Consider the following 22,178-nt stretch of genomic DNA (forward strand, 5'->3'; position numbering starts at 1 on the left):
ACATACACGAGGAAACGGTGTCGTTCGGTGAGGGAGTGGAAAATCAATTATGGAGTTACGCAATCTGAAGACATTTCAGGTCGTTGCCGAGCATTTGAACTTGACGAAAGCTGCAGAGCAACTCGGATACAGCCAGCCTACGATTACGCTCCAGATTCAAGCGTTGGAGCGTGAGCTGGGTCATCCTTTGCTCAATCGGGTAGGCAAGCGCACGTTTTTGACACCGGCCGGAAAAATTGTGAAGCAGCATACGGATCAGCTGTTCTACGTTCTCCAGCACATGGCGGAGGGACTTAATCACTTAGACATGCCTGTAGGACCGCTGGTCGTGGCGGCCCCAGAATTTTATTGCATCCAATACATGCCCCAAATTCTGAAGGTGTATGTGGAAACACACCCACAGGTAAATCTGCAGGTAATTTCTTGTACCAGTCAGGAGACGTTGAAGAAAATTCAGGACCACGAGGCAGATATTGGGATCATTGCGGGCACCACTTTGCAACCGGGTATCCACTCGAGCATGGTAGACTTAGAACAATTCACCCTGATTGCTTCTCCTGATTTGATGAAGGACAAAACATTGGCAGACGCACTTGTGACCTTCCCCTTTTTGTCCTATCAGGAGGGGTGCAATCTCGATGAATTTATTACCCAATGCCTGTTGGAATTAAACTACATCCCACCCTCTGTCATTAAATGCAGCAGTGAAGAAACCATCAAACGATCAGTCCTGAATCAAACAGGCATAGCCCTGCTCAGTAAGGTTCTCGTGGAAAAAGAACTGCAAACAGGCGAACTGATCGAGTTGTTCCGCTTTTCCAAGAAAGCAGAAACATCGCTAGTCTGTTTGGAACGCCGAAGAGAAGAGCCTGCGATCCAGACCTTCATGGAACTGGTCAAAGACGTTTGGTTATCGGTAAGAGAAGAGTAGTCATGACAAGGGGCTGTCTAAGAAGTCCCTCAAAAGTAAAGAAGCTGGGAAAAACGGTTTCGTTTTTTCCAAATGACGGCAGCCGCAAGACGATCGGCTGTCGTTTTCCGTTGAAGTAACGGGCAGTTTCGTTTAACATCAAGCACAGTGAACCATAGGGAGGCGGGTCCGAGGCCATGCAAGAACCGATTAAAATCTACAACACCGCCGTTGAAGCGATTCTTGAAGTGATTGGAGGCAAGTGGAAGCCAGTCATTTTGTTTCACCTCACGTTCGGCAAGAAGCGTAATGGTGAGTTGATGCACCTGATTCCTGCCGTAACGCAAAAAGTGCTGACCCAGCAGTTAGGGGAACTAGTGGAGGATGGAATCGTGGCCCGTATTTCTTATAACCAGGTGCCGCCGAAGGTCGAGTATGAGTTGACGGACTATGGCTGGAGCCTGAAAGACATCCTTCATCTCATGTGCAGATGGGGCGATACGCATATTGAAAGGGTATACGGCGATAAGGGCATGGTCCTTTTCAAGCCGCCGCAATCGGACACATAAGGTAAAAAACCGATCCCTGCATATGAGGAACCGGCATGTTGGGTATGGGTATCGTCCTGAAATTATTAAGGAATCACCTTGCGCTGGCGGAAGTCTTCAAAGATATCCATAAACATCTTCTCCGTATCAACGAAGTCATGGAAGCCGAAACGGCGTGCTTTCGAGCCGTCGGCAAAAAAGTCGTAATCCCAAGCGAACACGAAATCCCCGAACCGCCAAGAAGAAACGTCCTTATAGCTGTTATTCACCAAGTCATATTTCTCCACCATGGAACACCACAGCGCTTCCTTGTCTGCCATGACGACTTCTAAAGACATCGGTAATGGCGGGGCAGTCTCAATTTCAAAAAAAGCGGCGATCTTCGGCCAAAGCTCGTTCCATCGGAAAAGGTCACCGTTCGTGATATTAAAAGCCTGATTCGCGCAGCGTGCGTCAGTTGCCGCCCAGACCGTCGCACGAGCTAGCAAGCTTGCATCAGTCATTTCCAGCAGGCTATGGTAAGCTCCCGGTTTCCCGGGAAAGCGGAGTGGCAAGCCGAGTTCCTTAGACATGGAAGCATAAATCGCAATAACCATCGCCAGATTCATTGGATTGCCCAAAGCAAACCCGCAAACGACCGACGGACGTAGGGCCGACCAAGTCCAACTGCTTCCCGGTTGTCGACGTTCGAGGAACTGCTGCTGGTCAATGTTGAACTCGGGAGGCATATGATTGGCGTCGGTTTCCCGTGCGGGCGTCTTGAAAGGACCAAGATGCGCGCCGTACACTTTGTAGCCTTGCATAAGACTGACATGTTGCAGGTTTGGGGCGGCCGTTTCGATCGCATTGACCACGTTTACGAGCATGGACAGGTTGGGAGTAACCAGTTCTGCCCACGTAGGGCGGTCTTGATATGCAGCGTAGAAAATATGGGTGACTTCGGTTAGATTGCCCAGCTTCTCGTGGGCTTCCTTTTCATTAAGCAAATCGACCGCTACATATCGCAACTTGTGGGAGTCTTCTCCGCCACGTCTTGACACTCCAATGATATTCCACTCAGGGAGCGTCATCAGATAATCGATGAGATTCCGTCCGATCACACCATTGGCTCCAACGACAAGAGCGGTTTTTATTGCTTCGGTTTTATCTGGTTTCATAGGGCTTTCTCCTCCTCTTCCTCTGACGATTATTATGAGATAGAAGAGGGGAATTAAGAAGTACGCACTTTGAACTCATATACGCACTTGAAAGTAACATAGGACTTGAAATTAAGACATGGTGGGCCAAAAGCGATTCCTGCCGAATTCGCCTCTAAAGCTTGCCGTTACAGACAGCGAGGAGAACAGTAGATCAGTAATGGTAAGTTTTACGGCGACTAAACATAAAAACAGCGGCGAGTCTAAGACTTTATTTTCAGGTCTTAAGTCGTCGCTGTTTCATGTATTAGGCTTAGTCTATAACTTATTTTTCAACGAACACCTAGAGGATGGTTTGTTTCAAACTGTCTACTGGACAGGGGTAAGACCAAATTGGGGCTATTTCGAGACTACATTTACGAACGCTTTGATGTTCGCCAGTCGGAAGAATATGGATTAAATAATGAAAGGAGCCCCCAGAGGCTCCTTTCATGCTTAGAACGGTTACAAATGAACAAAAAGCGTGTTTTGTTCATCTGTGGACTATTATCGAGGCGGTGTCGGTATTGTACCTCCTCCAGGCTCCGGTGACGGAGGTGTCGTAGACCCTGTCGAAGGCTCTGACTTTGGATCCGGTTTCCCCGAGCCGCTGTTATTGCTGTTGTTGTTATTTTCCAATGAATTCATCTCCTTTATATAGGGGTAGATCCAACATGTAACTGTTTGATACGCTTAGCATTAGCGGACATAACAAGCCTACTTTCAACAGCTTGATGACTGCTAATGATGTTTAGTGGACATTCCGCTTAGAGTAGGATAAATCTGCTTTTAATGCGCCTGAACGTGCTTAGCGTATATTTTTCGTTAAAATGTTGGTGGTAGCCCATAAAGTCAGGATAATTATTTACTTTGCATAAACATGATATTCCCAATAGCAAGTTGGAAAACATAAGAACTGAATGTAGGGGCAAATTGTCTCTTGGAAACAATATTTTCTTCCTGAACCTCTAGAGCGAGGGTTGTTTGCGTGATATAATTTTTATTTCTTTCATTTTTGTGTGGAACGGCAATGATATTGTAAAATGACAGAAGGTAAGAGAAATAGGAGATGACAACAAATGAGTAAGCAAGTAAACGAAACCGAACTCGTTTTGCATTTAGCTTCCAAAACAAAAGTAGACCCGCAAAAAATCATGATCGTACTCAAGCATGAGCAAGCGTACATGAACAGTGCGAAGGCAGATGCAAAAGGTGATGTCGACGTTGATTTTGATGATCTCGTAGATTACATCATGGGTAAGTCAGATGTGAAGCTGGATGAGATCACCGTCGAGAAGATTCTGGATGTAGAGATGGAATACTTGATTAAAAAAGGAATCGCTGGATACATAGACTAATATAGGACGTCTGGTTATCAGGAAAAGAAGAGTAGTGTTCCAAGCACATTTCCCCTGTAGAGGGTGATGTGCTTTTTTTACTCTATTTAAAAACCACAACAATAAAGGGTAATCATGATAAAAAATCCAAAAAATATCTGAAAGACAGTGGCTGCGGTGGGGAGAAGAATATTTCCAGACTAGGCTCAGTGCTCCGTCCCTCAGGGAAGCATGGACTGCCCGCTCCGAAGGGATTAGCGGGGAAATGCAAAAGTGGTAGCCGCTTCGTCGCGCGGGCACGGTTGCATTTCTTTTGCCCGCTAATCCCTTCTCCGCTCGGTAGGACTCCACAAGTCGCTACGTCTGGAAATATTCTTCTCTGGCGTAACTGAACACATTCTTCCATCTTTTAAGGCTTCTAAAACCCGTTTAACACTGGAAGCTCGTAGAGGAAACAGGAGAAATAAGCGAAGATCTTTGGTACACCGACCGAGACTCCATGCAAAAAGCGAAACACGCTCTTAAGCGTCCACCTCTGAAACACATCCTGAATGGACCACTTTGGACGCGGTTTCGCTTTTTGCATGGAGTCGGGCAGTGAATCCCCCAGCGGGTGGGACAAGAAGCTGAGCGTTTTCTCCTGTTTCCTCTTCACCACAACAGCGTGACGACTTAATTTTTAGTATTTTTTAACAAGGGATATATACACTAAAAAATCCAAAAAATATCTGAAAGACAAATGTAAATTGTTTGACTATTAGTAGTCGCCGTGTCTATAATTTGGTTATCTTTGTTAGTAATGTTAACTAACTGTGTGGCGGTGATCGATGAAGCGTGCAAGCTCCCAAAAAAACAGGTAATAGCAAACTCGTGAAAAAACTGAATAAAGAAGAAGTATTGCAACAGGTCGTCCAGCACGGGCAAATTTCACGCGCGGATATCTCCAAACAGACACAGCTCAGCCGTCCGTGTGTTTCCGCCCTCGTAGATGAAATGATCCAGGAAGGACTCCTGCAAGAAGTAGGAATGGGCGATTCCAAAGGCGGCCGCAAGCCGATCTTGTTGGAGTACAACTACCAGGCCTACGCCATTGCCGGAGCGATTTTTGAAGGATCTACACTGGACATGGCCATCGCAGATATGAAAGGCGAGTTCTTAGCTCGCTATCGCAAACGGCTGGCACAACCAGCGAATGGCGAAACCGTCATTGAAGATTTGGCAGCCGGACTGGATCGCTTGTTGCGTGAAAGCGGCATCCCGCGAGAGCGCCTGCTCGGCATGGGCGTCGGTTTGCAAGGCGTCACACAGCGTGGCAGTGGAACCGTCAGCTTTTCACCCAGCACGGGGTGGATGGGTTCACCGATTCAGCAGACAATCGAAGCGCGACTCGGACTGCCCGTCATTATCGACAATGACGTGAATATGATGACACTGGGTGAGTACGTTCGTGGAGCAGGGGTCGGCCATACCAACGTCGTCTACATGTACGTAGGAACGGGGATTGGGGCCGGGATCATTTTGGATGGACAGTTTTATCGGGGGAGTCGTGAGGCAGCAGGAGAGATCGGCTTCATGATGATCGGCCCGGTACATAATCGCCCGAATGGCGCGTCAGGGGTGTTTGAGACGCATTATTCGATTCCGGGCATCCAAGAGCAGGCTAAGGGATTTCTCTCTGACCTTCAGGAAGGGTCGAGTGTCATAGAAGAGCTGATCCGGCACGCCAAACAAAATGCAGAAGCAAAGGAGCTTCTTGCAGATGTGTATCGACATTGGGCGTACGGAATGGCGAACATCATCAGTATTTTGAACCCGGAAATATTGATCCTGAGCGGGGAGATGGTCCACGTCGATGGTGAAGGGGTGAAGCAAATTCACGAATGGCTGAGAGAATGGGTGCCCGAGGTGCCTAATCTCGAAAAAGCGAGTCTGGGGGAGCGAGCTGGTTTAATTGGTGCTGTCCATAGTGTTTTGGAAGCGTTTCCTTTCATGCGACTGCTTGACAAAGAGTGAGAAGAACAAGAGGGGGAGTTCGTTTTGAAGAAGACAACTAGCAAGCTGAAAACATGGATGAAGGGCGTATTTGTCAGCTCCTTGGCTCTGACTGTGGCTGCGTGCGGCAGTGGAGGACAGGAAGCAAAGCCTGCAGACAACGGAGGCCAATCAGGCACGCAACCGGCTGCTCAACCTGCTGATTCATCGGGTGACCCACAAAGACTGGTGATTTACACCGGACGGGACAAAAACATTTTTGAAATCGTGTTGCCAAAATTCAAAGAAAAGTACCCGAACATTGAAGTGGAAACACTCGAAATGGGTGCCCAACAAATTTTGGAGCGCGTTCGTGCAGAGAAGGCAAACCCGCAGGCTGACTTTTGGTGGGGCGGTACTCAATCTGCTCTAGCGACAGCAGCCAATGAAGATCTGCTGGAGCCTTACAAGCCAACTTTTGCAGACAAGGTTCCAGATTTGTACAAAGATCCGCAAGATCGCTGGTACGGCGAAATGCTTTTGCCAGAGGTCATCATGTACAACTCGCAGGTGCTGAAGCCAGAAGAAGCACCGCAAGATTGGGACGAATTGATCGATCCGAAATTCAAAGACAAGATCGTGATCCGAAACGTACTGCCATCCGGCACGATGCGTACCATTTATTCCGCAATGATCTTCCGTCAAGGGGCGGATACTCCTGAAAAAGGTTTTGAATGGCTGACCAAGCTCGATGCTAATACAAAAGAGTACACGCAAGACCCGACAAATCTGTATCTGAAGCTGGATCGTCAAGAGGGCGTCATCTCCTTGTGGAACCTCCAAGACGTTCTGATCCAAAGCAAAAAGAACAACCATCCGTATGACTTCATTTATCCGAAAAGCGGGGCACCGATTCTCGTAGACGGCGTAGCTCTGGTAAAAGGCGCGAAAAACCTAGAGGCAGCGAAAAAGTTCATGGAATTCTTGATGAGTCCTGAAATGGCTGCCCAACTGGCGAAGGAGCGCTTCCAGTTCCCATCTCGTACAGACATCAGCAAGGACGAACTGCCAGACTTCATGAAAAATCTCGAGCTGAAGCCAATGGAACTCGATTGGGCTGTCATGGCTGCAAAAGAAAAAGAGTGGATGCAGCATTGGGATGAAAACATCAAGGGGAAAGGCAAGAAGTAAGGAAGGTTTTTTCCAAGCAGCTAGGCGGGAAGGCGTTGTCCTTTCCGTCTAGTCACTTATAGAAGTTGTTTGGAAACGGACGCAGCTTGAAATGACTTGCGATGAAGGAGGAAACACAACCCGATGAGCAGCGTAACACTTGATCACGTTCACAAAAGGTTTGGCCAAGCAAAAGGGGTCGAAGATGTTCACATTCATATCGAATCAGGAGAGTTTTTTACTTTTCTCGGTCCGAGTGGCTGCGGCAAAACGACTACCCTGCGCATGATTGCCGGCTTTTATTATCCAACGGATGGCCATATCCGCTTTGGATCACAGGAGGTTACATCTCTTCCTCCCCATAAGCGCAATACCGGGATGGTATTCCAAAATTACGCGTTGTTCCCACACATGACTGTTTTTGAAAATATCGCGTTTGGCTTGCAGGTTCGGAAAGTGAACAAAACCGATGCCAAAGAGCGCGTAGAACGGATCATGAAGCTGGTGCGTCTGGAAGGCTATGGCGAACGCCGCATTGATCAGCTTTCCGGGGGACAACAGCAACGGGTAGCACTGGCACGGGCGCTGGTCATCGAGCCGCAGATTCTGCTGTTGGATGAGCCGCTGTCCAATCTGGATGCGAAGCTTCGAGAAGAGACACGCTTCGAGATCAAGAGACTCCAGTTGGAGTTGGGGATTACGACGATTTACGTTACACACGATCAGGCAGAAGCGATGTCCATGTCAGATCGGATCATGGTTATGCAGAGCGGTGAAGTGCAGCAGATCGGCACACCGCATGAGATTTACCATCGTCCTGTAAACCGTTTTGTCGCTTCTTTTATTGGCGAGACGAATCTGTGGGAAGGGACAGTTACCGGGTTTGACGGCGATGAAGTGCTGGTTCGCACGGCTTCTGGACAAATGCTTAGCGGATTTAAGAAAAATGCTTCTCCACGTGCACAGCTGTCTGTCGGGGAGAAAGTGACCATGTCCATCCGGCCTGAATCCGTTCTGGAGAGTACAGGCAATGAGGGACAAAATGTAGTGACAGGCTCTGTTGTCATGTCTGAATTTACAGGGGCGTGTGTCAATTACGTCACGGAAGTAGGAACGGAGAGCCTGCGCAGCATGTCCATCAACCTGGGACGACCGATTAAACAGCGCGGTGATGCCATCGGCCTACATATACCGAAAGAGAGCATTTATTTTGCCGGATAAGGGGGAAGAAGCTTTTGAGAGCAGAGTTGCAGCAAGCGCCGACAGCAGCCAGACGAAAGTCCATCACCGCTTCACCCGCCTTCGTCTACGTGCTGGTATCGCCACTCTTTTTAATATTGTTGGCTTATGTCGTTTATCCATTGTTCGAAACATTCGTTGCGAGTATCAAAATCGATGAGGAAATTACGTGGAAAAACTACATTCGCTTCTTCAGCCTAGAGCATACCGCCAATCTGGAAGCGTTGTGGAACAGTGTCTACATATCGGTTTTGAGTGTTATTACGTGCGGAATTGTTGGCGTCGCGATGGCGTTTTTATTGGAACGCTATGATTTTCCTGGACGAAAAATACTTTCTGTGCTGGCTTTGGTTCCGATGGCGTTGCCTCCACTCATTGGTGTTCTCTCGTTTACCTTTTTGTACGGAGAAAGCGGAATCATTCCACGAGCGATCAAAGAGCTGTTCGGGCTTGCCCAGGTTCCTTTCTCGTTAAAAGGAATTTGGGGTGTGGTCGTCGTTCATACGTTTACGATGTACACCTATTTCTTCATGACCGCAACAGCAGCAATCAAGGGACTCGACCCGTCCTTGGAAGAGGCGGCAGCCAGTCTTGGAGCGAATCGCTTTACCGTTTGGCGGCGCATTATTTTGCCGATGCTCACGCCAGCCATGGTCGCGTCTTCTCTGTTGGTTTTCATGATTTCGATGGCTTCTTATACGGCGCCACTCATTTTCGGAATTGACCGGACGATGACGATGCAAATCTATCTGTCTCGCACCAATGGAGATTTGGACATGGCTGCGACGCAGTCTACGATTCTTTCGATTGTTTCCGTGGCTTTTCTTTTGATCATGCGTTGGTACCAAGGTGCGCGCAATTACCAGAACTTGAGCAAAGGGGTCAGCGTGCATCGTACCGAGATCAAGAGCAAAGCAGGACGCTACACCACGATTGTGCTGTCTTTTATCGGTACAGTCATTCTGATGCTGCCAATTCTCGTATTGGTACTCATCTCCTTCTCGGTGGATGGTACCTGGACGGTGCAAATATTACCTCCGGAGTATACCCTTTCGCATTACATGGATTTGTTCACAGATAGCAAGACATGGCGTCCGATTCTCAACAGCTTGCAGTTGTCTGCTATCGCGGTAATCGGGATCGTCATTTTCGGTGTAGCTGCGGCATATGCCATGGTTCGCCTCAAGTTTCGCGGGAAAACGCTTCTTGATGTGTTGATCATGCTGCCATGGGCATTGCCAGGGACAGTTGTGGCGATCAACCTGATTGCAGCGTTCAGTGAGCCGAATGCATTCAGCTTTGGTCAGGTTTTGATCGGAACATTCTGGATTATCCCGTTGGCGTATTTTGTCCGACATCTACCACTTGTGTTTCGCTCTACCAATGCGACTTTGATGCAGATGGACCCATCTGTCGAGGAGGCTGCGCGGAATCTTGGTGCTTCTTGGTGGTACAGCTTCAGACGTGTCGTGTTCCCGATGGCTTGGGGTGGAATTCTCGCAGGTACGCTTTTGGCATTCGTTCAGTGTATCGGGGAGTTCGTGGCTTCGATTCTGATCTTCACACCGAAGACAACACCATTGTCTGTCGCGGTATTCCAACGCATGTACAGTAATGAATTTGGCACCGCTTGCGCCTATGGAGTCTTGCAAATCGTGGTCATCATCATCGTGTTGTTCATCTCCAGAAAACTGACCGGAGATAAAGCGGGAACTGCCGTGTAAAGCTGGATGCCTTCGTGAAAAAGGAGGAGCTTCTCGTGGATGTCAGTGAATCGATGGACAAGAAATCACCGATGGTACAGCCGACTAAATTGCCCTGCCCGCCAATTCCCGTATCTGTTCGCACCATGCAGGGGGAACACGGACTGCTCGATCTATGGAAAGCGATTAAGCCGCTCGCTACCATTGCCAGTGCCATGAACACAGGTGCCCATCCAGACGATGAGCACAGTGCTATGCTCGCTTACTTGGCGCTGGGGAGAGGCGTGTATACCACGAGTGTGATCGCGACGAGAGGGGAAGGCGGCCAAAACGAAATCGGCTGCGAGCAAGGTACCGCACTTGGGATTATCCGCACGCGCGAGTTGGAAGAAGCATCATCTCTCGGCAATGTGACGCTTGGCATCTTAAGCGAAGAGCTGGATGATCCCATCCATGATTTCGGGTTCTCCAAATGCGCCGAAGAAACCTTCCGCAAATGGGGCGAAGAGGTCGTGTACGAGCGATTGATTCGAAAAATCAGGGAGCTGCGCCCCGATGTCGTCATTGCTTGCTTTGAAAATGAACCGACGACACACGGACATCACCGGGCGATTACATTACTGACACAGCGAGCTTTCCACGAAGCAGCCGATCCACAGATCTTTCCGGAGCATAGGCAGGCTGGACTTTTGCCGTGGCAAATGAAAAAGCTGTATTTGCCTATCATGGACAACGATGATTATCACGTTGCTGTACCCGTTGGGGAATATGACCAAATCTACGGCTCATCCTATGTTCAGCTTGGTGAGCGATCGAGGTTTATGCATAAGACACAGGGCATGGGTGTTCATTACGACGAAGGCCCGACCTACAATTACTACCGATTGGATGCTTCTGTTTCTCCGGCACCGGAAAAAGAGCGCGACTTTTTTTCCGGACTGCCCGTCAGTTTTGCTGATCTGGCGCAGAGCATCGCTGCAAAAGGCGGGCAAGAACTCGCCGAAGGGCTTCACCGTATGCACGATGCGGCTACAGATGTATTGAATGCCTACCCGCGTTTTGCTGAGGTGGCACAAAGGGTTAACCGCATGAAGGCTTTGCTTGCGACTGCACAACAAGAAGTACGCAAGGCCCTACTCGATGAAGAAACAAAGATTGATTTGATGTATCGGCTAGGACTCAAGGAAGCGCAGCTAAACCGTGCCAGTGCGGAGGCTCTGTCTTTGGTGGTGAAAATCAAGCCGGAGACGGGCGAGTGGGTGGCAGGCCAGACGACAACCGTTACCGTAACGGCTTACAACGGCGGCTCGCTTGAGGTTGAGCATGTGCAGCTGCGTATGCGTGTTCCCGCTGGATGGACGGCGAAACCGCTCACGCCAACTGCGTTTCCGCGACTTGCTTACAATCAGACGGTGTGCACCGTATTTGAGGTATCGATTCCTGCTCAGACGGAGCTGTTCCATCCTTACAAGCCGCCCGTGCTCGATGTCGAGGTGCTCTATTTCGCATTTGAGACAGCCAGTACGATTCGCGTGGAGCCGGATAGCCGTGTAGCTGTTCTTCCGCCGTATGCCGTGACGCTGACCCCCTCAGATGTGGTTCGGAACACGCTGCATACGGATGAGACGATCCCGGTTAAGGTAACACTGAAACAATACCGTCCGGGAAGCTCTACAGCCAAGGTCGCTCTCGTTGTCCCGGCAGGCTGGACAGCGGAGCCAGCCTTTGTCGATGTTCCGTTTTCTTTCCGCAGCGAGACGAAAACGATCGCTTTTACTGTTCATACCACACCGCAGGTGACGAATGGCAAATATCAGATTAGCGCTACGGTAACGGGGACAGACGGTGTGACAGAGATCGCGCAAGATGTGCAGGTCATAGAATACCCGCATGTCGGTCGCACGTATTTCATCCGGCCCGCTACGCTGACTGTTCAAGCCTTTGACTTAGCCATCCCGAAAAATCAACGGATCGGCTACGTATCCAGCGGCTTTGACAATATGGATAAATACTTGCGCGCGGTTGGGGTGAATTGCCTCAATCTGGACGCAAACGAAATACAATCGGGCGATTTGTCCCGCTACGACACGATTGTTCTCGGTATTCGCGCATACGGATTCCGCCGCGAATTAATTGAGAGCAACCAGCGTCTTTTGCATTATGTAGAAAACGGCGGAAATCTCGTCGTTCAATATCACAAGCCGGAGGACAAATGGAAGCCGCACTTGGCACCTTACCCTATTTTTATCGGCGAATCGCTGATCGATTGGCGGGTGACCAATGAGCAATCAGACGTCCGTATGCTGGCCCCTGACCATCCGATGTTTCAGGAGCCAAACGTGATTACCCAAGCAGACTGGGATGGATGGGTGCAGGAGCGCTCCATTTACAATCCTTCTCGCTGGGGGAGCGAGTATACCGAGCTGATTGCGACAAGTGATCCAGGCGAACCGGAGTTCCGCGGCATTTTCCTCACGGCGCACTATGGAAAAGGGACGTACACCTACAGCTCGCTTGCCTGGTTCCGCGAGATTCCACAGCTAGTCCCTGGCGCTTTTCGCTTGTTCGTCAACATGATCAGTCAGAAGCAGTAATGCCCCATCCACTCCGGGCCAACCGTGGGTCGATCCATGGCTACATCAATGAAATGCAAACGTACAGACCGCCATGATTGATATAGACATCAATCTGAAAATGGAATGGAGGAACGTTCATTGAGTAAGGGGAAACTTGCCAAGCTGTACACGATTACGACTGCAGCGGTGCTGGCTACGAGTCTGATTATGCCGGTAGCACCCGAGACGGCCCATGCAGACCGCGGGGTTGTCGACCTGTGGAAAGCCATCAAGCCGCTCACCACGATTGCCAGTGCGATGAACACCGGAGCACATCCGGACGATGAGCACAGTTCAATGCTCGCGTACTTGTCGCTTGGCAAAGGGGTGGACACATCCAGTGTCATTGCGAACCGAGGCGAGGGAGGACAGAACGAGATAGGCAGCGAGCTAGGTAATGCGCTGGGGATCATTCGTACCCGCGAATTGCAGGAAGCTTCCAAAATCACGAACATCCATCTGGAGAACCTCAGTGAAAAAATCGATGACCCTATTTTTGACTTCGGCTTTTCCAAAAGCCCGGATGAAACCCTGCAAAAATGGGGCGAGGATGTCGCGTATGAAAAGCTCATCCGCCGTATCCGGACACTGAGACCCGATGTCGTGATTCCCGCATTTTTGAACGAACCTTCGACTCACGGTCATCATCGCGCGATTAATGTCATTACGGTACGGGCATTCAAGGATGCCGCAGATCCAAACGTTTTTCCACAGCATGCAAAAGAAGGCTTGGCTCCTTGGCAGGTGAAAAAACTGTATTTGCCTGCAAAGGAACAGGATTACTCGGTCAAGGTGCCTGTTGGCGACTATGACGAAATTTATGGTGCCTCTTACGTTCAACTCGGCGAAGAATCCCGTTTCATGCACAAGAGCCAGGGCATGGGACGTCACTATGACGAAGGGCCAAGCTTCAATTATTACAAGCTCGATCAAGCCATCGTAGAGACAAAAGACAAAGAGGCAGACTTTTTTGGGGGAATTGCCTATTCATTTGACGATTTAGCCAAAGAAGTGGCCAGCCAGTCTGGCGGGGGAAAAGTCGCGAGTGAACTGAAAAAGCTGCAAAAGGATGCCACAGAGGTCATTGCTGCGTACCCAAGCTTTGCCTCAGTAGCCAAGGAAGCGCATGAAATGCTGGCGGATGTGGAAAAAACGACGGCAGCAGTTGAATCATCCTCCTTGCCAGCTGACACGAAAACAGACTTGCGCCATCGTTTGGGAGTGAAGAAATCTCAGCTGAACAAAGCGAGTGCCGAAGCGCTCTCGCTCGTAACCAAAGTAAAGCCTGAGACAACTGAGTTGGTAGCTGGCCAAACAACGAAAGTAACGGTTACGGCTTACAACGGCGGCCAAGCAAAAGTCGGGAAGATCAATCTCGCGCTGAATGTACCAAAAGGCTGGCAAGCCAAGCCGCAAACGACCACCAGCTTCTCATCGCTCGGCTACAATCAGACGGTGAAAACGACATTTGATGTCACAGTTCCTTCTGATGCCGCTCTGTTCCAACCGTATGCCGCTCCAGCCATTACGGCAGACGTCAGCTACAACTTTGCAGGCTCGACGGCGAATAGCCATGTGACACCAGCAGATGCCATTGCAGTTCTTCCATCTTTTTCTATGGTGCTGAGTCCAAGTGCGACGGTTTTGAATACGCAGAAGCCAGAGGAGCCAATCCCGGTCAAGGTTACAGTGAAAAACTACAATCCAGGTGCAGCGAAAACCAACATCTCTCTCGATGTACCAAAAGGCTGGAGCGTAGAACCACAAGCAACAGCGCTCGCCTTTGAGGCCAAGGGAGAAACGAAGTCGGTTGCCTTTACGGTCAAAGCAGATGCTTCGGTCCAACCGGATAAGTATACGGTGACAGCAGTAGCGTCTGGCAGTGGTAAAGAGAGCCGACACGGAGCACAAGTGATCCGTTACCCGCATATTGGCACGACATATTTTGTCCAACCTGCAACGCTTGCGATCCAGGCGTTTGACCTGAAGGTCCCGGAAGGCTTGAAGGTCGGTTACGTGTCCAGTGGCTTTGACAATATCGATCAGTATTTGTCCCAATTGGGAGTCAATGTGACCAATCTGTCGGCAAAAGACATCGAGTCTGGCGATCTGGATCAATACGATACGATCGTGCTGGGCATTCGCGCTTATGGTTTCCGACCTGAGCTGATTCCTTCAAATGCCCGCTTACTGAAATACGTAGAAAACGGCGGAAATCTGGTCGTGCAATACCACAAGCCAGAGGATAAATGGAAGCCAGAGCTGGCTCCTTATCCGATCAAAATCGGTGCTCCGCTGATTCAATGGCGTGTCACAGACGAAAACTCCAAAGTAACAGTACTGGCGCCTGATCATGCATTATTCCATTCGCCAAACAAAATCACGGAGGAAGATTGGGACAACTGGATTCAGGATCGTTCCGCTTACAATCCATCCGAGTGGGGCAAGGAATACACAGAGCTAATCTCCAATGGAGACGAAGGCGAGAAGGAATTTACGGGTACGTACCTCACTGCCAAGTATGGAAAAGGAACGTATACCTACAGCTCGCTCGTGTGGTATCGCGAAATTCCGTCACTCGTACCGGGTGCGATCCGATTGTTTGTCAACATGATCAGCCCACAGCAGTAATCATAATAGAAGGGAAGGCGATCGTTCGGCGGTCGCCTCCCTCCTAAAAGAAGATCAGACGCAAAAATAGAAGCAGTTTACGAATGGGTAGGGAAGGAGATGCAAGAAAGATGAATTACAGAGATCGGATTTTTCAACAGGAGGGAGCCAGTTTCCCTGGCAAGACATACGTGGAGGCGGTTTTGGAGCCTGCATTTAACGAAGCGAAGCACCATCTGCTGCATCCAATGATGGCGATCAGCAAGGCACATTTGATCATGCTTCGTGAACAAGAATTGCTCACAGACGATGAGGCCAAAAGAATTGCTGGTGCACTGTGTGGGATCGAAATGGAAGAGCTGCGCCAATCGCATTACACCGGGCAGTTTGAAGATTTGTTCTTTCAGGTAGAGAGCCGTTTGCTGGAACTGGCTCCTGATGTGGCAGGAAATCTGCATCTGGCTCGCAGCCGCAACGACATGGGGATTACCATATACCGCATGGTGCTGCGTGAAAAATTATTGGTGACCTTGGCTTCTGCCCTCTATCTGAAAGAGCATTTGCTCCTCTTTGCAAATGAGCATGTGGATACGATTATGATTGGCTACACGCACACACAGCAGGCACAGCCGACGACAATGGCGCATTACATCATGGCGGCTACTGACATGCTCAGCCGTGATATCAAGCGACTGATCCAAGCCTATCACACAGTCAATCGTTCACCGATGGGGGCAGCGGCCTTGACGACTTCTGGCTTTGCAATCAGCCGGGAGCGGATGCGCGAATTGCTCGGATTTGATGAGCTGGTGGAAAATTCCTATGATGCAGTCTGCGGCGCGGATTATTTGGGGGAAGTAGCGACAGCCGTACAATTGGCAGCCATTAATTTGGGGCGTACGGTTCAAGATATGCTGCTGTGGTGCACACAAGAGTTCGCGGGGTTAAAAGTCGCGAGTCCGTACGTGCAGATTAGCTCCATCATGCCGCAAAAGCGCAATCCGGTTTCCTTTGAACATATGCGCTCTCTGTTGTCCAGTGCAGCAGGAAATGCGACGACAGTGCTTACGATGATGCACAATACGCCTTTTGGCGATATCGTGGATACCGAGGATGACATGCAGCCATACGCCTGGCGGAGTATGGGCGTACTCGAGCAGATGTATCGCTTGATGGCGAGTGTTGTTGGTACGATGGAAGTGAACAAGGATGTCCTCTTGGAGCGGGCAAAGGGCAGCTTTGCGACCGTTACAGAGCTGGCGGATACTTTGGTGCGCACGGATCAGCTTTCGTTCCGCAAATCTCATCACATCGTGAGTCGTGTGGTAAAAGAAGCGATGAGCGAGCAACTCGCTGCGAACCAAATCAGCTTGGAGCTGGTAAACCGTGCAGCCATGGAAGTAATCGGGCGAGAGCTGTCGCTCACAGCAGAAGAGCTCAGACTGGCGCTTGACCCTGTTCATTTCGTAATGATCCGCAAGCTTCCTGGTGGACCAAATCCAGAGGAAATGAAGCGCATGATCGCTGTTCGCCAAGCTGTTCTCCAGCAGGAAACAGAATGGCTGGCACAGAAAAAGCAGGAGATTGCGAATGTGATGAAAGGGCTTGATCAGATGACAGCTGAATGGAGTGTGGGGTAATGGCAGTGGTGCGAATACCTCTTCTGGCAGTGGACGGAGGGGGCACCAAGTGTCTGGCGGTACTGGTGGACCGCTCCAGAAATGAAATCGGTGCAGGACGCTCCGGTTCATGCAATTATCAAGGGATCGGGGAGGAAGCGGCAGCTCGTGAGTTGGTTGCAGCGATCAGCCAAGCTATAAACGATGCGATCGCTCGTCAAACAGTTGCCCCCTTTATGAGCGGCACTTCGACACTGGCTGGACCAATCGAATGGGAAATTGAGTGCGCGGTGTTCGGGATCGCTGGCCTGGACACGGAGTATGATCGACAGGTAATCTCGCGTATGGTGAGCAAGGTACTGCACCAGCTTGGTATTCGCGTCCAGCAGCTGATTGTGGAAAACGACGGGTTTGCGGCATTGCTCGGTGCGACCGGAGGCACCCCCGGCATTTTGGTCATCGCAGGCACAGGCTCGATTGCCTTTGGTGTAAACGATGAACAGGAAACGGCGCGAGCAGGGGGCTGGGGGCATCGGGTCGGTGACGAGGGCAGTGGCTACTGGATCGGCAAGCAAGCGATTATGGCTGTATTAAAAGCAGCAGATGGCCGCGGCGAGCCGACCATATTGAAGGAGCTGCTCCTCCCGCACGTTGGACTGGGACGCGTAGATGAATTGTTTAACTGGACGTACAGTGAGCATTATTCCGTAGAGAAGGTAGGAGAGCTGTCGCCGTTGGTTAGTCAAGCGGCACTAGCCGGAGATAAAGTGGCAGTAGCTATTTTGCAGGTCGCAGGCGAAGAGCTCTTCGATGCTGCTCGGGCTGTCATAGATACGTTGCAAATGAAAGCCAAGCCGTTTCAGATGATCATGCAGGGAGGCGTTTTGCAAAACGATGATCGCGTGCGAGAAATTGTCGTAGAGCGCGTCCGAGAGTACGCATCGCAAGTCGTCATCGAAAATGCGCAAAACGATCCGATTTACGGTGTCATAGCAAAAGGATTGGCTTATTTAGAACGCCAATCGAGCGGCAAGTGAGGTGCCAGTAATGAAAAAAGTAATGGTTGTCTTTCCCCATCCGGACGATGAGTCTTTTGCCTGCGGGGGAACGTTGGCAAAGTGCAAGGACGCCGGACATGAAACGTGTTATTTGTGCATTACCTCCGGCTGCAAAGGACGCAGCGGTCCATTCGATATCGATTGTCGAGAAAAGCTGGCAAAACATCGAGAAATAGAGCTGAAAACAGCAGCGGAAGTGCTCGGAATCAGTCGTCTCGACTTGTTCCGGTACGCGGATGGTTCCTTGCAAAATGCCGATCTGGATGAGCTGGTGGGTAAGATTCGGGAAGCGATAGAAGAATGGAAGCCCAATGTAGTCGTTACGTTTCCGCCGGACGGGGTAACGGGTCATCCCGATCATATCGTCACGTGCGAGGCAACGACGCGAGCGGTCGAACAAGCGGAAGCGAGCATGACTCCGGCAGAATATCCTGATCTATACTATGTTTCGATCCCGCACTACTACGATCATTGCCCCGATCATGGTCCAAAGCCAGCGGTTCCGATTACAGGCAAGATCGATATTTCGGGCTATCGGATGCAAAAAGGAGAGGCACTGAAGGCTCACCTCAGTCAAGAGTATTCCGTGAATCGCGCTTATCCGGGTGTTATCGATGGGGACTTTGGTGTCATTGGCTGCTATGAGTACTATACTTTGGTGCGGTCAGCGGGCAAGGCAATCGAGCCGGTTAGTGCGGGTGGGAGTATTCCTATCATTGAGCTGTAGGATATAAAGTAGAAAGGGCTGACCAGCATATTTTTGCTGGTCAGCCTTTTTCATTCGATAGCCCATCAGTCGGATTGTTTTGTCCTACTAGATTTGCTTACAATGTGATCAAGTGCAATTGGAAATCAAAGGGAGAGAAGACATGTCACACAGAGTCTATGTATATAACGTCAGTGAACCTTCTCAAGCACAAGACAACGACAAGATGATGGTGGAATGGGGCTATGAGGTCCCTCTACTCTTGCAACCGCTTTTCATAGAAGGTGGTTCGATCGCCGGCAACAATTACAACAACCATACCGAACCGGACAATTCCGGACTCTATTACGATGCGCAGTCAGGCATCGAAAATGTGAAGCGATTTTACGATTTCCTAGAGAGACAGGAAGGGTTAATCCAAAACAAAGAAGCATTTTTGGAAGCGAGAAATCAGCTTCTCAGCTATCTGGAAAAACGAAAGCTTCCGTATTTTCACATCGATGCCTGGGACGTATTCAATATGGATGACATTCCTCATGACGAGCAGGCGGAAACTTTGCGCGCCAATATTGCCCATAACAACGAGATCATAACCAAGGCAATGGACAACGATGATATCTTGCTGCTGAACTACTCCGAATTGATGGACGTGAACCCGGGCTTTCGTTCATTTGCCGAGCTGCTCAATTATGAGGACTACCAATACGGCTGGGGACACATCTGGCAGCCTTATGAAGAACATCCCGACGTGGAGATATTTGAGGAAGCTGGCTTGCTTGGTCTCAAGGATGCAGAGGGAAACGTATTGCTCGCCCCTCAGTACGATGCCTTTTACGATTTCGCTTCCGAAGATCTCGCCGTAGTCTCTAGAGATGGCAAATATGGCTATGTACATAAATCCGGGAGAATCGTCATTCCGTTGGAGTGGGAAGATGCCTACGATTTTGAATACGGCTCTGTTGGTGCCATTGTCAAACGAAACGGTCGATATGGTCTGATCAATCTGGAAGGCAAAATAATTGTCCCTACCCACTATGAAGAATTGGAACCGCTCGATTACCAAGGGTTTTATACGGCAAAGAAAGACGGAAAATGGGGCGTGCTGGGGGAAGCTGGTTCAGTAACGATAGATTTTGAGCATGAAGAAGCTTTCAAGTGTGGGGACGGCTTTTACCATACGGCGGTCAAAGGCAGGAAAAATCAGAAAATCTTTAACGAATATTGGAAATACGTCGGGGAATTCCCTCTGACGGCGGTAGAACAGATTGACGCAGGGCTTATCCTCGTCAAACCACACAAGGATACAAGTCATAGCACCTTGTACAAAAAAGATGGTACTGTCGGCGCATCCGGCTTCGATAAACTGAATCGGCAAACCCATTTTCCGAATTTGCTCGTCCTACGCAAGGGGAAGAAGTACGCTGCTTATGGCAAACAGCAGGAGAGCCTTCTGTTGCCGTACGAATACGATGAACTGATTGATTTACAGGTTTATACGGAGGCAAGGCAGGGAAATCAGGTGCTGGCGAAAAAAGATGGAAAGCTAGGCGTTTTTTATGGAGATGCCGATCAGCCAGCATGGTTATTCCCCTTAGACGATTATGAGAATATTTTTCGGCTGCATAAGGATGCGCATGCTTTGAAGAAAAATGGATTATGGAGCATTGCCTTATCGCCGGAAAAGCGATGGAGTGATTTTGAATTCGATCTGGTGGTGAAAAAGGCATTTGTCGGGGGTTTTGCTTATGCCTTCAAGGGTCACGACGTTTATTTAGTAAGCGAGTACGGGCTGTCGAGGGCAGAGAAAACGCTCGTTCTGGAGGATGTAGAAGATCGTTATTACAGCTATTATTTTGATGCCGAGGTTCGCAAGCGACTGCTGGTCTATGCCAAAGGGGAGCAATCCGATGTTGACAGCGTAGATCAGTACACGCCAGTAGAAACGTTGTACAACCTGGGCATGGAAGCATATGAAGCAGGGGATTATGAGAAAGCCATTCTGTACGATACGCTTGCTGCTAAAAAGGGCTATCCCCCATCCATGAACAACCTTGCCCATATGTATTACAGTCTAGAAGGATTCGAGGATGTTGATAAAGCTTTTTACTGGTACGAAGTAGGGGCGACGGCAGGCAACCACCACGCTATGAACGGTTTGGGTTGCTGCTATCGACACGGGATAGGCACGGAGCCTGATGCCGATCAGGCAATGTACTGGATGGGCAAGGCGGCAGAACACGGTCATGCGCTGGCTCACAACAATCTTGGTGCCATCTATTATAACGGGGAACTGGTGCCGCAAGATTTGGACAAGGCTCTCTGGCATTATGAACAGGGGGAGTTATTGGGCTCGCCGGTTTATGATTGGCTTGGCTACCTGCACGATTCAAAAGGAAACTACGAAAAGGCGCTGCATTATTATCACCAAGATTACGAAGCAGGCGGAGATATCAGCGCCTATAATTTAGGGATCTTCTACTATAATGGCTACGGCACAGCCAAAAATATCGACGCCGCCATTACTTATTTTCAAGCTGCTTTGGAAAGAGACTACCCGCATGCGCATCTCGAGCTGGCAAGTATTTATAGGAACGAAGCACAATTTGCGGACGAGCTCCTGGCGAAAAAGCACATCGAAGAAGCGGAAAAGGCAGGTCTTGATATCCCTGAGGAGCTTACACAATCGTAGAAAAAGCAAAAAAGCGGATCGACAGAAAAAGTCGTCGGTCCGCTTCCAACTAACCAGCATGCTAAACAATAGCTTCCACTTCAATTTCAACGAGAAGACGCGGGTCAATCAGTGCCTTGACCTCAACCATCGTAGCGACAGGCTGAATCTCGCGGAAAAACTCCCCATGTGCTTTTCCGATCTCTTCCCACTTGCTGATATCCGTTACAAACATCCGCGTTCTGACCACATGAGACAAATCAGCATCTAATTCTCGCAATGCTTTTTCAATCGTCTCAAGGATAAACCTTGTTTGTTCATAGGCATCGCCTACACCAACGACTTCTCCGTCCTTCATAGCAGTGGTGCCAGCCACTTCAATCCGGTCTCCTATTCGGATTGCACGGCAATAGCCCACGACAGGCTCCCAAGGTGAACCTGTGAATATTTTCTTTCGATTCATAATAGAAAGCCCCTCTCATCTCCGCAATAATTGGAATATACTACAAAAAAGAAGGGGAGTGGAGCGGTTTATGAATTTTTTTCTCACTCTTTTTTCCAAGTACAAGTGCTTGATCCACACTGCGATTGGTCATCAAGAATACGTGCGTGCGGCATATAAACTGGAGGCTCATGGTATTCGTTTTCGGACACGTATTCACTCTCATGTGCTTCGTCATTTAGGGGGAGACATGGGGATGATTCCCCAAGAAGAAGACAATAAGCAATATGACATCTACGTGGCAAAAGAAGATGAACACCAAGCACATTTGGCGATTCATTCCCGTTGATGGATACCTATACGATCATGACAACCTCTTATATAATGATTGGGATTAGTAAGAAAAT

General features: G+C 49.5%; 16 protein-coding genes. 14 read left to right on the forward strand and 2 right to left on the reverse strand.

From position 1 onward, the window contains the following. The first annotated feature begins 49 nt into the window (after window positions 1-49). Together HP399_RS08035 and HP399_RS08040 are read left to right on the forward strand one after the other, a co-directional pair. Window positions 50-931, forward strand: coding sequence for a LysR family transcriptional regulator (locus HP399_RS08035; protein WP_173618800.1), 882 nt, complete (start codon window positions 50-52; stop codon window positions 929-931). Between the two features lie 176 nt (window positions 932-1,107). After that, the gene (locus tag HP399_RS08040) at window positions 1,108-1,479 is read left to right on the forward strand and encodes a winged helix-turn-helix transcriptional regulator (RefSeq protein WP_173618799.1); all 372 of its coding nucleotides are present in this window, start codon (window positions 1,108-1,110) and stop codon (window positions 1,477-1,479) included. Between the two features lie 65 nt (window positions 1,480-1,544). Here the strand turns inward: HP399_RS08040 and HP399_RS08045 are convergent, their stop codons facing one another. After that, window positions 1,545-2,615 (reverse strand): SDR family oxidoreductase, encoded by a 1,071-nt coding sequence (locus HP399_RS08045; RefSeq protein ID WP_173618798.1) that lies wholly within the window; start codon window positions 2,613-2,615, stop codon window positions 1,545-1,547. A 1,097-nt stretch (window positions 2,616-3,712) separates the two neighbouring features. On the opposite strand from HP399_RS08045, the gene HP399_RS08050 reads away from it, so the two are divergent. From HP399_RS08050 to HP399_RS08100, 11 genes are all read left to right on the forward strand, one after another. Then, complete coding sequence (locus HP399_RS08050; protein ID WP_173618797.1) at window positions 3,713-3,991, forward strand: hypothetical protein; 279 nt, start codon at window positions 3,713-3,715, stop codon at window positions 3,989-3,991. Window positions 3,992-4,804: 813 nt separating this feature from the next. Next, a complete protein-coding gene (locus HP399_RS08055) occupies window positions 4,805-5,983 on the forward strand; it encodes an ROK family protein (protein ID WP_173618796.1) in 1,179 nt (392 codons plus the stop codon). A gap of 24 nt (window positions 5,984-6,007) precedes the next feature. Beyond that, window positions 6,008-7,132 carry an extracellular solute-binding protein gene (locus tag HP399_RS08060; protein WP_173618795.1) on the forward strand — a complete coding sequence of 375 codons (1,125 nt, stop codon included), beginning with the start codon at window positions 6,008-6,010 and terminating at the stop codon, window positions 7,130-7,132. Between the two features lie 123 nt (window positions 7,133-7,255). Then, a complete protein-coding gene (locus tag HP399_RS08065) occupies window positions 7,256-8,332 on the forward strand; it encodes an ABC transporter ATP-binding protein (RefSeq protein ID WP_017252161.1) in 1,077 nt (358 codons plus the stop codon). A gap of 14 nt (window positions 8,333-8,346) precedes the next feature. Next, complete coding sequence (locus HP399_RS08070; protein ID WP_173618794.1) at window positions 8,347-10,074, forward strand: ABC transporter permease; 1,728 nt, start codon at window positions 8,347-8,349, stop codon at window positions 10,072-10,074. A gap of 53 nt (window positions 10,075-10,127) precedes the next feature. Further along, the gene (locus tag HP399_RS08075) at window positions 10,128-12,647 is read left to right on the forward strand and encodes an NEW3 domain-containing protein (RefSeq protein WP_217367667.1); all 2,520 of its coding nucleotides are present in this window, start codon (window positions 10,128-10,130) and stop codon (window positions 12,645-12,647) included. A 120-nt stretch (window positions 12,648-12,767) separates the two neighbouring features. Further along, entirely contained in the window at window positions 12,768-15,299 is a 2,532-nt protein-coding gene (locus HP399_RS08080) for an NEW3 domain-containing protein (protein WP_173618792.1), read from the forward strand. Between the two features lie 110 nt (window positions 15,300-15,409). Then, window positions 15,410-16,918 (forward strand): argininosuccinate lyase, encoded by a 1,509-nt coding sequence (argH, locus tag HP399_RS08085; RefSeq protein WP_173618791.1) that lies wholly within the window; start codon window positions 15,410-15,412, stop codon window positions 16,916-16,918. Next, window positions 16,918-17,934, forward strand: coding sequence for an N-acetylglucosamine kinase (locus HP399_RS08090; RefSeq protein WP_173618790.1), 1,017 nt, complete (start codon window positions 16,918-16,920; stop codon window positions 17,932-17,934). Before argH ends, HP399_RS08090 begins: the two co-directional genes overlap by 1 nt. 10 nt (window positions 17,935-17,944) lie before the next feature. Continuing rightward, on the forward strand, window positions 17,945-18,682 hold the full coding sequence (locus HP399_RS08095) for a PIG-L deacetylase family protein (RefSeq protein ID WP_173618789.1): 738 nt from the start codon (window positions 17,945-17,947) through the stop codon (window positions 18,680-18,682). Between the two features lie 142 nt (window positions 18,683-18,824). Next, window positions 18,825-21,350 (forward strand): SEL1-like repeat protein, encoded by a 2,526-nt coding sequence (locus HP399_RS08100; protein WP_173618788.1) that lies wholly within the window; start codon window positions 18,825-18,827, stop codon window positions 21,348-21,350. 61 nt (window positions 21,351-21,411) lie between these two features. Here HP399_RS08100 and HP399_RS08105 read toward each other — a convergent pair whose 3' ends face one another. Then, window positions 21,412-21,792 carry a RidA family protein gene (locus HP399_RS08105; RefSeq protein WP_007726574.1) on the reverse strand — a complete coding sequence of 127 codons (381 nt, stop codon included), beginning with the start codon at window positions 21,790-21,792 and terminating at the stop codon, window positions 21,412-21,414. 70 nt (window positions 21,793-21,862) lie between these two features. Between HP399_RS08105 and HP399_RS08110 the strand changes: the two genes are divergently transcribed. Next, window positions 21,863-22,120 (forward strand): hypothetical protein, encoded by a 258-nt coding sequence (locus HP399_RS08110; RefSeq protein ID WP_173618787.1) that lies wholly within the window; start codon window positions 21,863-21,865, stop codon window positions 22,118-22,120. Window positions 22,121-22,178 lie beyond the last annotated feature (58 nt).

The organism is Brevibacillus sp. DP1.3A (genome assembly GCF_013284245.2).
In the GTDB taxonomy this organism is placed as follows: domain Bacteria; phylum Bacillota; class Bacilli; order Brevibacillales; family Brevibacillaceae; genus Brevibacillus.

Bases quoted from the DNA above. Each gene is read 5' to 3' on its own strand.
- HP399_RS08110 (WP_173618787.1), top strand. From the start codon at position 21,863: ATGAATTTTTTTCTCACTCTTTTTTCCAAGTACAAGTGCTTGATCCAC.
- HP399_RS08090 (WP_173618790.1), top strand. From the start codon at position 16,918: ATGGCAGTGGTGCGAATACCTCTTCTGGCAGTGGACGGAGGGGGCACC.
- argH (WP_173618791.1), top strand. From the start codon at position 15,410: ATGAATTACAGAGATCGGATTTTTCAACAGGAGGGAGCCAGTTTCCCT.
- HP399_RS08105 (WP_007726574.1), bottom strand. From the start codon at position 21,792: ATGAATCGAAAGAAAATATTCACAGGTTCACCTTGGGAGCCTGTCGTG.
- HP399_RS08095 (WP_173618789.1), top strand. From the start codon at position 17,945: ATGAAAAAAGTAATGGTTGTCTTTCCCCATCCGGACGATGAGTCTTTT.
- HP399_RS08050 (WP_173618797.1), top strand. From the start codon at position 3,713: ATGAGTAAGCAAGTAAACGAAACCGAACTCGTTTTGCATTTAGCTTCC.
- HP399_RS08040 (WP_173618799.1), top strand. From the start codon at position 1,108: ATGCAAGAACCGATTAAAATCTACAACACCGCCGTTGAAGCGATTCTT.
- HP399_RS08075 (WP_217367667.1), top strand. From the start codon at position 10,128: ATGGACAAGAAATCACCGATGGTACAGCCGACTAAATTGCCCTGCCCG.
- HP399_RS08100 (WP_173618788.1), top strand. From the start codon at position 18,825: ATGTCACACAGAGTCTATGTATATAACGTCAGTGAACCTTCTCAAGCA.
- HP399_RS08035 (WP_173618800.1), top strand. From the start codon at position 50: ATGGAGTTACGCAATCTGAAGACATTTCAGGTCGTTGCCGAGCATTTG.
- HP399_RS08045 (WP_173618798.1), bottom strand. From the start codon at position 2,615: ATGAAACCAGATAAAACCGAAGCAATAAAAACCGCTCTTGTCGTTGGA.
- HP399_RS08065 (WP_017252161.1), top strand. From the start codon at position 7,256: ATGAGCAGCGTAACACTTGATCACGTTCACAAAAGGTTTGGCCAAGCA.